Below are 12,061 nucleotides of genomic sequence, written 5' to 3' on the forward strand. Positions count from 1 at the left end.
AAGATGGTGTCCGATTTGCCCGGCAGAAGTGACCGGGGTCACGCGACTTTTGCGCCCTCGCCGGGAACCGGCGCATACGCACCGGTGTTCCTTCGTTACTGGGGGCAAAACCGCACACACTCCTCACGAATCCCGCCCCCGAGACCAAACCGCCGTCGATCCTAAGCGACTTTCCGACCGGTTTGGACTAGTCGGTCAGTGCCCGGCGCAGGCGCTCCTCGTTCACGCGCCAGAACGTGTGCTGCTCGCCGTCGACGAGGACGACCGGGATCTGCTCCCAGTAGCGGTCGTGCAGCTCCTGGTCCTCGGTGATGTCCTTCGGCTCCCACGGCACGCCGAGGTCGCCGCACACCTTCTCGATCACCAGCTGCGCGTCGTCGCACAGATGGCAGCCCGGTTTGCGGATGAGGGTGACCAGCCGCGCGCGCGGCTCTGCCTTGCGTCGGAAGAGGGGACTCATACCGGCCATTCTCGCGCGCTCGGCGCTCGTTCCGGATCGCTTCTTTAACGGCCCGGTCGAGCAGAGTTCACAACCTCCCAACCTCCGGTCGCCGGAACCGCCGGGCGAACTGGCTATGCTCACGACATGGCCGCTCTCGGATGGCTCACTCCCCGTAGGCGCTCCGCCACGGCGCGGAGCGTGTTGGCAGGCGAGGCCTCGGCGGAGGCCGCCCGCAAGTCCTCGCAGGAAGCCCCCCGCGCCACGCCGGAGGAGCCGGACTTCCCGGTGATCGGCGACGACAGGGCCGCCGCCTTCTTCGACCTCGACAACACGGTGATGCAGGGCGCCGCGCTGTTCCACTTCGGCCGGGGGCTGTACAAGCGGAAGTTCTTCGAGACCCGCGACCTCGCCAAGTTCGCGTGGCAGCAGGCCTGGTTCCGGCTGGCCGGCGTCGAGGACCCCGAGCACATGCAGGACGCCCGCGACTCGGCGCTGTCGATCGTCAAGGGCCACCGGGTCGCCGAACTGGAGTCGATCGGCGAGGAGATCTACGACGAGTACATGGCCGACCGCATCTGGCCCGGCACCCGCGCCCTCGCCCAGGCCCACCTGGACGCCGGGCAGAAGGTGTGGCTGGTCACCGCGGCCCCGGTGGAGATCGCCCAGGTGATCGCCCGCCGCCTCGGCCTCACGGGCGCCCTCGGCACGGTGGCCGAGTCGGTCGACGGCGTCTACACCGGCAAGCTGGTCGGCGAGCCGCTGCACGGCCCGGCCAAGGCGGAGGCGGTCCGCGCGCTCGCCGCGGCGGAGGGACTGGACCTGTCCCGCTGCGCGGCCTACAGCGACAGCCACAACGACATCCCGATGCTGTCCCTGGTCGGCCACCCCTACGCCATCAACCCGGACGCCAAGCTGCGCAGGCACGCCCGCGAGAAGGACTGGCGGCTGCGCGACTACCGCACGGGCCGCAAGGCGGCGAAGGTCGGCATTCCGGCGGCGGCCGGGGTCGGCGCGGTGGCCGGCGGTACGGCGGCGGCGATCGCCCTGAGCCGACGGCGCCGATAACCGCCACGGCGGGTCCCGCACGCGCCCCGGCCCTCCCACCGGCCGCCATGGCGGCCCCGCGCGCACGGATTATGCCGCGGCCATTTCAACACGCACCGCTCCTCACCGAAAACGGCCTCTTTCCGGTCAACAAGCGATCAGTTTGCGTAACTTGACCCACCATCAAACGGCTACAGATGCGACGCAATCGGTGATTTGAGCAACTCGGTGTAGCAGTGCCTGTACGAAGCGTTATTCTCCTCAGACGCAAACCGGTACCCCTCCGTCGCTACGACGGGTGAAAGGTCCCGCACTGCACGTGATGGAAGCTCTGCCTCTGGGAGTCCCGTGTACCCACACGTCGGGGTTGACGCCTCGGGCCTGGCTACGCTGCGCGCAACAGTCGCAACGGTCAAAGAGACGCTGCGCGGCCTCGTCCCCACCGCGTACGCCGTCCCCGCCTTCGCCGCCGCCGCGCCCGTCGGCCCGTGCTACGCACTGGCCGACGGCAGTGCCGCCGTCGGCAGACGGGGGCGGGCCACCGGCGCGGCCACCGCCCGCCGCCCGGCCGCCGACAGCGACAGCGCCCGCATGATGGACCTGGTCGAACGCGCCCAGGCGGGGGAGGCCGAGGCCTTCGGGCGGCTCTACGACCAGTACAGCGACACCGTCTACCGGTACATCTACTACCGCGTGGGCGGCCGGGCGACCGCCGAGGACCTCACCAGTGAGACCTTTCTGCGGGCGCTCCGGAGGATCGGCACCTTCACCTGGCAGGGCCGCGACTTCGGCGCCTGGCTGGTCACCATCGCCCGGAACCTGGTCGCCGACCACTTCAAGTCCAGCCGCTTCCGGCTGGAGGTCACCACCGGCGAGATGCTCGACGCCAACGAGGTCGAACGCTCCCCGGAGGACTCCGTCCTGGAGTCCCTGTCGAACGCCGCCCTGCTCGACGCCGTACGGCGGCTCAACCCCCAGCAGCAGGAGTGCGTGACGCTCCGCTTCCTCCAGGGCCTCTCGGTCGCCGAGACCGCCCGGGTCATGGGCAAGAACGAGGGCGCCATCAAGACCCTCCAGTACCGTGCCGTACGCACCCTCGCCCGGCTGCTGCCGGACGACGCCCGCTGATCCACGTGACCCAGGGCGACGGTCAACTCACCTACCGTGAAAGTCGGTTGCCTTTCTGATCCGGTCATCCGCCGTCCGTAACCCAAGTGCCGCGCCAGTCGTTGTGCGGGATACAGGCTCCCTGTGGTCACGTTCCGGCCGACCGCGATCGCTCGATCGTGTGGAAGCGCCGTGGGCGTGCAACCCTCAGGACCCCCTGGGGAGTCGACCGTCATGACGAGAGGAGGTGCCGCCAGTGATCGCGAACGTATCGGCGCACCGGCGGGCGAACGCCTTCGCCCAGGCCCTGGAGGAGCAGTCCGACCGGGACACGGCGGCCGAGCAGTCCGTAGGCCCGGCGGGATCACCGCCGACCATCGAGGAACGGACCGAGCAGGGCGAACTGCTGGCCCTGGCGGCGGACCTCGACGCGCTGCCCAAGCCGCAGCTCGCCCCGGAGGTCAAGGTCGTCCAGCGGGCCCAACTGGTGGCCGCGATGGAGGCCATGCTCCAGGAGGGCACGGGGGCGGCGGACGCGTCGGTACCGGCACAACGCTCCCAACGGGCCAAGGGCGCGCATCGGGCGAGCCCGCTGGGCAAGCTCCGCCCGCGCACGAGACTGACCAAGGGCCTCGCCGCCGGCGGGCTCAGCGTGGGCGTGGCCGCCGGGGCCTTCGGCGGGGTCGCCGCCGCCAGCTCCGACGCCCTGCCCGGCGACTCGCTGTACGGACTGAAACGCGGCATCGAGGACTTCAAGCTCAACTACCTGGCCGACGGCGACGACCAGCGCGGCCAGACCTACCTCGACCAGGCCTCCACCCGCCTCAGCGAGGCCCGACGGCTGATGGAGCGCGGCCGGGGCGGCCATCTCGACCACGAGTCCATCGGCGAGATCCGCCGCACCCTGTCCGGGATGCAGCACGACGTCACCGAAGGCCACCGTCTGCTCCACGCGGCGTACGAGGCCGACCCGGACTCGCTCGGCCCCATCCAGGCGCTGTCCACGTTCTCCCGGTCCCACCGCCAGGCCTGGAGCGCGCTCAGCGACAGGCTGCCCACGCAACTGGGCGATGTGAAACAGCAGGTGTCCTCGGTCTTCGACGCCATAGACGAAGAGGTCGCCCCGCTGCAGTCCCTGCTCCCGCAGCCACCCGCCCAGCCGGGCGACGCCGGACACCCGGGCGGATCCGGCCCGGCGTCCACCGGCTCCTCCGGCAGCCACCGGTCCACCACGCCCAGCGCCGGGAACACCCCGTCCGCCGGCAAGCACACCGGCACCGGCACGCCGAGCGGCCCGGCCACCGGCAGCAGCGGCGACGGGCTCATCGGCGGCGACACGGGCGGCCTGCTCGACCCGCCGAAGACCGGGCCCGACACCACGTCCCCGTCCGCCGGCAAGTCCCCCACGGGCCAGCCGGACGTCACGATCCCCCCGCTCATCCCCGACCTGCTCCCGGGTCTGGGCATCGACGGGGAGGACGCGGACTGACGCGGCACGGCTACGGCATCGAGGGCGCCCCTTTCCGAGCAGGGGCGCCCTCGATGCCGTTCACCGGACGCCTCAGAAGAACACCGAGCGCCGCTGGACCAACAGCTTGTACAGCGTGTGCTGAATCTGCTCCCGCACCTGATCGGTCAGGTTGAACATCAGCATCGGATCCTCCGCCGCCTCCGGCGGATACCCGTCCGTCGGGATCGGCTCACCGAACTGGATCGTCCACTTCGTCGGCAGCGGGATCGCACCGAGCGGACCGAGCCAGGGAAACGTCGGCGTCAACGGGAAGTACGGGAAGCCCAGCAGCCGCGCCAGCGTCTTGGCGTTGCCGATCATCGGGTAGATCTCCTCCGCACCGACGATCGAGCAGGGGATGATCGGCACACCCTGGCGCAGGGCCGTGGAGACGAAGCCGCCCCGGCCGAACCGCTGGAGCTTGTACCGCTCGCTGAACGGCTTCCCGATCCCCTTGAAGCCCTCCGGCATCACCCCGACCAGCTCGCCCTGGCCCAGCAGCCGTTCCGCGTCCTCCGTGCAGGCGAGGGTGTGCCCCAGCTTGCGGGCCAGTTCGTTGACCACCGGCAGCACGAAGACCAGGTCGGCGGCGAGCAGACGGAGATGGCGGCCGGCCGGGTGGTGGTCGTGCACCGCCACCTGCATCATCAGCCCGTCGAGCGGCAGCGTCCCGGAGTGGTTGGCGACGATCAGCGCCCCGCCCTCGGCCGGGATGTTCTCGACGCCCTTCACCTCGACCCGGAAGTACTTCTCGTACACCGGCCGCAGCAGCGACATCAGGACCTGGTCGGTCAGCTCCTCGTCGTAGCCGAAGTCGTCGACCTCGTAGTCCCCGGTGAGCCGGCGCCGCAGAAAGGCCAGCCCGGCCGCCACCCGCCGCTCCAGGCCGCCGTCCCGCCCTTCGGCCTCCGCCGGCTCCAGCGGCTCCTCGTCGCGGCTCACAGGACCATCCTCGGGCGGCCGCTCCCGTCCCGGCAGGGGCTGGACCGCACCCATCTCTCCCGGCTCCCCGTGCGCACCGCGCCGGCTCCCCCCGCTGCGCCGCCGCGGCTGGCGCTGTGCGGCGCTTCCGCGGGACCGGTCGTCGTCGAACGGAATGACCTTGGCGTCCGCCATCGTTGCCGCTCTCCTCAGTTGGCGCTGTGCGTCTGGGGGTGGCCGCCCGCCCTCGCGGTCAGCGCGGCGACCCGGTCGACGGCCGCCGCCAGGGTCTCCGGCGGCAGCAGCCCGGCACCCTGGCCGCGCGCGAAGTCCGCGAAGGTCTCGGCCGTCGTGTAGCGGGGCGTGAAGCCCAGCGTCTCGCGCATCTCGACGGTGTCCACCACCCGCCCGTGGGTGAGCAGCCGGATCTGCTCCGGCGAGAAGTCCGTCATACCGAGCGTACGCACAAGGGAGCCGGCCCAGGTGACCGCGGGCAGCAGCAGCGGCACGGTGGGCCGCCCGAGCCGCCGGGAGCACTGCGAGAGCAACAGCACGCCGTCCCCGGCGATGTTGAAGGTGCCGCTGTTCAGGGTGCCCCGGCGCGGCTCGTGCGAGGCGATCCGCAGCACCTCGATGACGTCGTCCTCGTGCACGAACTGCAGCCGCGGGTCGTAGCCGAACACGGTCGGCAGGACGGGCAGCGCGAAGTACGAGGCGAGCGGGGTGTCCGCGGCCGGCCCGAGGATGTTGGCGAACCGCAGCACGCACACGGCGACGTCCGGGCGCCGCCGGGCGAACCCGCGCACATACCCCTCCACCTCGACGGCGTCCTTCGCGAAGCCGCCGCTGGGCAGCGACTTGGGCGGGGTCGTCTCGGTGAACACGGCCGGATCGCGCGGCGCGGAGCCGTAGACGTTCGTACTGGACTTCACCACCAGCCGCCGCACGGCCGGCGACTTCTGGCAGGCACCGAGGAGCTGCATGGTGCCGATGACGTTGGTCTCCTTGACCGTGGCCCGGCTGCCGCCGCCCAGGGCCGTGCCCGTGACGTCCAGGTGGACGACCGTGTCCGCGCCGGTCTCGGCGAGCACCCGGGCGATGGTCGGCTGCCGGATGTCGGCCTGGATGAAGTCGGCGCCGCCCAGATGGTGCGCCGGCGGCACCGCGTCCACGGCGATCACACGCTCGACCTCCGGGTCCCGCTGGATCCGCCGCACGAACCGGCCGCCGAGCTGCCGGGCGACTCCGGTGACGAGCACGATCCGTCCCAAGATCAGCGCCTTCCTTCCCGCGTAACCGGTATCCCGCGTTCCCCGTGTGCGGCCAACCTAGCCGGTCGATGTTGCGCTGTGATGACCCCAAGTGCACCTGGCGACGGAAATTCCCCCATCGGTATATGCCTGTGGCCCCCCACCACTGCTGGTGGGGGGCCACAGGGCCACACTCTCGCGGCGCCGCTTACTTCTTGTTACGGCGCTGAACGCGCGTGCGCTTGAGCAGCTTGCGGTGCTTCTTCTTGGCCATCCGCTTGCGCCGCTTCTTGATAACAGAGCCCACGACTACCCTCGCTCACTTCTCATCACTCGGTTGTTTGGGCGCCATGGGCCCACACGACCTACGAGGGGCTAGCCTACCCAACCGAGCGCCGAGGTCGTAATCGAGGGGTGTCCCCGGGTCACCCAGGGGGCGCCGTCAGACCGTCTCCACCCCCACATAGCTGTCACGGAGGTACTCGTGTACCGCTTGTTCCGGGACGCGGAACGACCGTCCGACCCGGATCGCGGGCAGATGACCGCTGTGCACCAGGCGGTACACGGTCATCTTCGACACTCGCATCACCGAGGCGACCTCCGCCACGGTAAGGAACTGAACCTCGTTCAGAGGCCTCTCGCCAGCTGCAGCCATGACACACCTGAACCTTCCGCACTCGACGGCCACCGGCTTCCCCTTCCGGTGACTCTTCGTCGTTGCGTGCTCACTCCCCAGACTAGGGGCGGGTGATGCGAGTGGGGAAGAGGTGCACCCATCGGCGGCCTACTGTGACAGACACGCGCGATTGAGTACGTAGCGGATCAACGGCCGGTAGTGAGCAGACCGCACTGCGTCATCAACCGGAACGACGACGGACACCCGCCCCTCGGCCTCCCCCACGAACAGCGCGGGATCATCCGTGTCTGCCAGACCGATGGCCTCGAACCCGAGCTGACCAGCACCGCAGACCCACCCGTGATCCCCGACCACCAGCTCCGGCAGCGGCCCGCCGGCCTCCGCCGCGGCGTCCAGCGCGACGCGAACCGGGAGCGGCGAGTGGCTGTGGGCGCCCGGCTCACAACCGGGGCGCCCGCTCGCCGGTTCCCGCACCAGGGCAACCCCTCGTACGTAGTCGAGGCGATGGGTGCGTAGACCGAACCGGGTCAATATGTCGACACAGCGACCCTGCGCCGGGGTGAGAACCTCACATCCCGCCGTCGACAAGGCGTCCGCGAGAGCGGCGTAGAAACCGTGCAGCGGACGCGGGTGCCCGGTGCCGAGCAGCACGGGCGCGCCACGACGGGCCACCTCCCCGATCCGCCCGGCGAAGGCGTCCAGCGCGGCGAGCGTCCGCTCCGGATCGATCACATCCGGTCCGGAAATGCACCGGGGGTCGGCCGAAACCCCGCACCTCTCCGCCATCAACCCGATCAAGTCCCGGACTCCCCACGCCCCTTCGGGATCGATCCCGATCAACACGCGTGGATCCCGGGCGGCGAACAGCCGATAACTCCGCAGGCTGTCCTCCCGCGAGGTCGCCACCACCCCGGCCAGCCGGGCGGCCACCAGATGCGCGCGGAGGCGGGCGGCGGTCAACACGGATGCGATGGTGGCCCATTGGGGGTGCGGGCGGGACGCAAACGCCGGAAGTCCGCACGGTTGGCCTAATGCCGGCCTACGGGTGGGCGGGAGAGCCCCTCAGGGACGAAAACCCGCGCGGAGACCGTCACGGAAGAAGCCCGCGCAACGGGAACACCGCCCGCCGGGTCGCCAGCACGGCCTGGTCCACCCGGTCGGCGGGGTCGTACCCCTCGTCCCAGGACGCCCACGACACCGGCCACAACCCGTCCGTCATCCGCCACGGCCCCGGCTGCCGCGTCCGGGCGAACACGTCCTGCCGCCATGCCTCGGGGATCACCGTCTCCGGAGCGACCGGCTTGCCGGCCGCGATCCCCACCAGATGCGTCCACGACCGCGGTACGACGTCCACCACCGCGTACCCGCCCCCGCCGAGCGCGACCCACTTCCCCCCGGCGTACTCGTGCGCCAGGTCGTGACACGCCACCTGCACCGCCCGCTGCGCGTCCAGCGAGACCGCCAGGTGCGCGAGCGGATCCTCGAAGTGCGTGTCGGCCCCGTGCTGGGTGACGAGCACCTGCGGCCGGAACTCCGCGAGCAGCTCCGGCACCACGGCGTGGAAGGCCCGTACCCACCCCGCGTCCCCGGTCCCGGCCGGCAGCGCCACGTTCACCGCGGCCCCCTCCCCCGCGCCCGCCCCGGTCTCCTCCGGCCACCCGGTCTGCGGGAACAACGTACGGGGATGCTCGTGCAAGGAGATCGTCAGCACCCGCGGGTCCTCCCAGAACGCGGCCTGCACCCCGTCCCCGTGGTGCACGTCGACGTCCACGTAGGCGACCCGCTCGGCGCCCAGCTCCAGCAGCCGCGCGATGGCGAGCGACGCGTCGTTGTAGATGCAGAACCCCGACGCCCCGCCCGGCATGGCGTGGTGCAGCCCGCCCGCGAAGTTCACGGCGTGGTCGGCGTCCCCCCGCCACACCGCCTCGGCCGCCCCCACCGACTGCCCGGCGATCAGCGCGGACACCTCGTGCATCCCGGCGAACGCGGGATCGTCGACCGTCCCCAGCCCGTACGAGCCGTCCGCCCCCGCCGGATCGGCCGACGCGGCCTTCACGGCCTCGATGTAGTCCTCCCGGTGGACCAGCCGGAGCGTGGACTCGCCGGCCGCTTTCGCCGCGACGACCTCCACCTCCCGGTCGAGCCCGAAGGCGCCGACCAGCCGGCGGGTCAGCTCCAGCCGGACCGGATCCATCGGATGGTTCCGACCGAAGTCATAGCCCGTTACTGCCTCGTCCCACATCAGCTGTGCGCGGCCGCTCATGCCCGCCACCGTATCGGTCCGGTTGAGCGGCGAACGACCTGGCGTACCCCAGTGTCACCAGCACCAACACCATCGGCACGAGCATGGCCCCCCGATAGCTCCACGCGTCACCGAGAGCGCCCACCAGCGGAGCGCCGATCAGGAAACCCACGTAGTTGAAGATGTTCAGCCGCGCGACCGCAGCGTCCGAGGCCCCGGGGAACAACCGTCCGGCCGCCGCGAACGTCTGCGGCACCAGCACACACAACCCCAGCCCCAGCAGGGTGAACCCGAGCATCCCGGCCCACGCGCCGGGCGCCGCGGCCACCACCGCGAACCCGCCGGCCGCGACCACCGCCCCGAGCCGTACGACCGCCACGGCCCCGAACCGGCGTACCCCGAGGTCCCCGATCGCCCGCCCCACGAGCGTGGTCACCATGTACACGTTGTACGGCACGGTCGCCAGCTGCTCCGAGCTGCCCAGCACGTCCTTCAGGTACTTGGCGCTCCAGTTGGACACGGTCGAGTCTCCGATGTAGGCGAACATCATCACCAGGCACAACGGCAGCAGCAGTTTGAAGACGACGTTCCCCCGCTCCCCGGTCCGCTCCGGAGCGGACACGGGCTCCCCGTCGACGTACCACCGGCTCCCCACCAGCGCCGCCGGCAACAGCACGGCCACTACTGGCAGGTACGACACCCACAGCGCGAGGTGCCAGTGCGCCCCCGCCCAGGCCAGCGAGGCCCCCAGGATCGCGCCCAGGCTGTAGACGGCGTGGAAGCCGAGCATGATGCTGCGCCCGTACGACCGCTGGAGGCTGACGCCGAGCATGTTCATGGACGCGTCCAGCGCGCCCACCGCCAGACCGAACGCGCCCAGCGCCACGGCGAGTACGGCCACCTGTCCGTGCCCGCCCGCCGCGACGCCGAGCAGCGCCAGCAGCACCACCGGCTGGGACCAGCGCAGCAGCCGGCTGGGCCGGACCCGCTTGACCAGGTGCTCGGTGCTCACGCTGCCGACCCCGGCGAGGACCGGCACGGCGGCCAGGAAGACCGGCAGCAGCGCGTCGGAGACGCCGTACCGGTCCTGGATGGCCGGGATGCGCGTCACCAGCAGGGCGAAGGCGACGCCCTGGGCGAAGAAGCTGAACGCCAGCGAGGCCCTACCGCGCCGCAGCACATCAGTCATGGCGGCGAGAGTAGGGCCCAGGGCTACCGCTGGGTAGATCCAGCCAAAGATGAATTTCCCTCAGCTTCCGTCCGGGCTCCGGCCCAGCCCGGCTTCGGCTCGGTGGCCGGCCGGCGGGGGATCAGGCGGCGACGGCCACCGCGGGTCGCTCCACCCGGCCGGCCTCCACCTCGGCCGCGAGCATCCGCTCCATCGGCCCGACAGCCAGCCCCCCGCTGACCACTACCCCGATCCCCATCGCGGCGATCAGGATGACGGAGCCCAGCCACACCATGGTGTCCACGGGGACGGTGTAGGCACCCACGACCCGTACGACGCACTCGGCCAGCAGCGCCAGCCCCCACACCACGGAGAACGCCCGCTCCCTGGACCGGAAGGCCGCGGACTCGGCCGCCGCCCCGGACACCAGTCGCTGCCAGGCGGCTTCCCTGGCCGCGTCGCCCTTCACGACGAAGGGCTTCATGCCCGCGGTCATCATCGGCTTGCCGAGCCGGACGGACACCAGGATGCCGATGGCCACCGTGCTGCTGACCCCGCTGTCCTTGGCCAGCATCAGCCGCGGGTCGCCCGAGACGAAACTCAGCAGCAGGGACACGACGTTCACGACGAGGATCAGACCCGCCAGCGCGTTGGTCCTGCGCTCCCTGACCAGTCCCCATACGGTCCGCACCGCCGGTACGACACTGCTCCAGGCGAGCGCCGCGAAGGTGCTCATCCCGAGGGCGTCCTTGAAGAGGTAGTACGAGCCGAGCGGCATCGCCACATCGATGAGCAGCGGCTTGAAGTTGTCCAGCACGCTCGGCTTCCGGCCCTGGTTCCCCGTGTTCTTCGTCATGTCCTCAGCATCGCCGCAGGGCCGGGTCCGGCAGTAGAAACGATCGTCCGGAGCTCCGCATGACATCTGTCAGCCCGCGCGGCCGACCGGGGTCATACCAGCAGGTCGAGCAACTGGTCCATGCGGGAGAAGAGTTGACCGGCACCCGCGAGCTTCGCCGCCGGCGTCATCGCGGTGAACCCGTACACGTCCATCCCGGCCGCCACAGCCGCCTGCACGCCCAGCGGGGAGTCCTCCACGACCACACACCGCTCCGGGGCCACTCCCATCCGCTGAGCCGCGTGCAGGAACAGGTCCGGCGCGGGCTTGCCCCGCCCGACGTCCTCGGAGCTGAAGACGCGCTCCTGCGGGAACCACCGGTCGAGCCCGGTCGTCCGATGCCCCACCCGGATCCGCGCATGGCTCCCGGAGGAGGCCACGCAGTACGGCACCCCGTCCGCGGCCAGCTTCTCCAGTACGCCGGTCACCCCGGGCACGGGCTGCAACTCCCGCTCGAACGCGGCGAACACCCGCGCGTGGAAGACCTCGTCGAAATCCGCCGGCAGCCGCTGTCCCGTCCGCTCCAGAACCAGCTCGTGGATCCGATGCATCGCCGACCCCATGTAGTCGCGGATGGAGTCCTCGTACGAGGTGGGGTGCCCCAACTCGGTCAGATAGGCGGCCAGGAGCCGGTTGGATATGGGCTCGCTGTCCACGAGGACACCGTCGTTGTCGAAGATGACGAGGTCGTAGCGCATGAGTTCACCCTAAACGCAGAAAACCCCCGCACCGAAGTGCGGGGGCTCCCTCAAAAATTGTTCGGCGGCGTCCTACTCTCCCACAGGGTCCCCCCTGCAGTACCATCGGCGCTGTGAGGCTTAGCTTCCGGGTTCGGAATGTAACCG

General features: G+C 70.8%; 13 protein-coding genes and 1 rRNA gene. 3 read left to right on the forward strand and 11 right to left on the reverse strand.

Going from position 1 to position 12,061, the window contains the following annotated elements; all coding sequences use genetic code 11:
• Nucleotides 1–187: 187 nt before the first annotated feature.
• A complete protein-coding gene (locus OO52_RS40490; RefSeq protein WP_106972151.1) occupies nt 188–469 on the reverse strand; it encodes a glutaredoxin family protein in 282 nt (93 codons plus the stop codon).
• Between the two features lie 117 nt (nt 470–586).
• On the opposite strand from OO52_RS40490, the gene OO52_RS40495 reads away from it, so the two are divergent.
• The 3 genes from OO52_RS40495 (at nt 587) to OO52_RS40505 (ending at nt 4,082) form a co-directional block, all read left to right on the forward strand.
• Complete coding sequence (locus OO52_RS40495) at nt 587–1,507, forward strand: HAD family hydrolase (protein ID WP_078630043.1); 921 nt, start codon at nt 587–589, stop codon at nt 1,505–1,507.
• Nucleotides 1,508–1,834: 327 nt separating this feature from the next.
• On the forward strand, nt 1,835–2,614 hold the full coding sequence (locus OO52_RS40500) for an ECF subfamily RNA polymerase sigma factor, BldN family (protein WP_030656275.1): 780 nt from the start codon (nt 1,835–1,837) through the stop codon (nt 2,612–2,614).
• A 235-nt stretch (nt 2,615–2,849) separates the two neighbouring features.
• Nucleotides 2,850–4,082: a DUF5667 domain-containing protein gene (locus OO52_RS40505; protein ID WP_030656277.1), complete on the forward strand. Its 1,233-nt coding sequence runs from the start codon at nt 2,850–2,852 to the stop codon at nt 4,080–4,082.
• Nucleotides 4,083–4,154: 72 nt separating this feature from the next.
• On the opposite strand, the gene OO52_RS40510 is transcribed toward OO52_RS40505, so the two are convergent.
• The 10 genes from OO52_RS40510 to rrf all read right to left on the reverse strand — a co-directional run.
• Entirely contained in the window at nt 4,155–5,219 is a 1,065-nt protein-coding gene (locus tag OO52_RS40510) for a lysophospholipid acyltransferase family protein (protein ID WP_030656279.1), read from the reverse strand.
• A 14-nt stretch (nt 5,220–5,233) separates the two neighbouring features.
• Nucleotides 5,234–6,295: an NAD-dependent epimerase/dehydratase family protein gene (locus OO52_RS40515; protein WP_030656281.1), complete on the reverse strand. Its 1,062-nt coding sequence runs from the start codon at nt 6,293–6,295 to the stop codon at nt 5,234–5,236.
• 187 nt (nt 6,296–6,482) lie between these two features.
• Nucleotides 6,483–6,581: a 30S ribosomal protein bS22 gene (locus tag OO52_RS48635; protein WP_003948845.1), complete on the reverse strand. Its 99-nt coding sequence runs from the start codon at nt 6,579–6,581 to the stop codon at nt 6,483–6,485.
• A 135-nt stretch (nt 6,582–6,716) separates the two neighbouring features.
• Complete coding sequence (locus OO52_RS40520; protein WP_158712621.1) at nt 6,717–6,929, reverse strand: helix-turn-helix domain-containing protein; 213 nt, start codon at nt 6,927–6,929, stop codon at nt 6,717–6,719.
• A 129-nt stretch (nt 6,930–7,058) separates the two neighbouring features.
• The gene (locus tag OO52_RS40525) at nt 7,059–7,874 is read right to left on the reverse strand and encodes a phosphatase (protein WP_030656284.1); all 816 of its coding nucleotides are present in this window, start codon (nt 7,872–7,874) and stop codon (nt 7,059–7,061) included.
• A gap of 127 nt (nt 7,875–8,001) precedes the next feature.
• Nucleotides 8,002–9,174: an acetoin utilization protein AcuC gene (locus tag OO52_RS40530; protein ID WP_030656285.1), complete on the reverse strand. Its 1,173-nt coding sequence runs from the start codon at nt 9,172–9,174 to the stop codon at nt 8,002–8,004.
• Nucleotides 9,125–10,342 carry an MFS transporter gene (locus OO52_RS40535; protein WP_030656287.1) on the reverse strand — a complete coding sequence of 406 codons (1,218 nt, stop codon included), beginning with the start codon at nt 10,340–10,342 and terminating at the stop codon, nt 9,125–9,127. Before OO52_RS40535 ends, OO52_RS40530 begins: the two co-directional genes overlap by 50 nt.
• 121 nt (nt 10,343–10,463) lie before the next feature.
• Nucleotides 10,464–11,177, reverse strand: a complete 714-nt coding sequence (locus tag OO52_RS40540) for a VC0807 family protein (RefSeq protein ID WP_030656289.1) — start codon at nt 11,175–11,177, stop codon at nt 10,464–10,466.
• Between the two features lie 92 nt (nt 11,178–11,269).
• A complete protein-coding gene (locus tag OO52_RS40545; protein ID WP_030656292.1) occupies nt 11,270–11,914 on the reverse strand; it encodes an HAD family hydrolase in 645 nt (214 codons plus the stop codon).
• 59 nt (nt 11,915–11,973) lie between these two features.
• Nucleotides 11,974–12,061: ribosomal RNA gene (gene rrf / locus OO52_RS46295) — 5S ribosomal RNA — on the reverse strand; the annotation flags it as partial.

The organism is Streptomyces flaveolus (assembly GCF_000716535.1).
Lineage (GTDB): Bacteria > Actinomycetota > Actinomycetes > Streptomycetales > Streptomycetaceae > Streptomyces > Streptomyces flaveolus_A.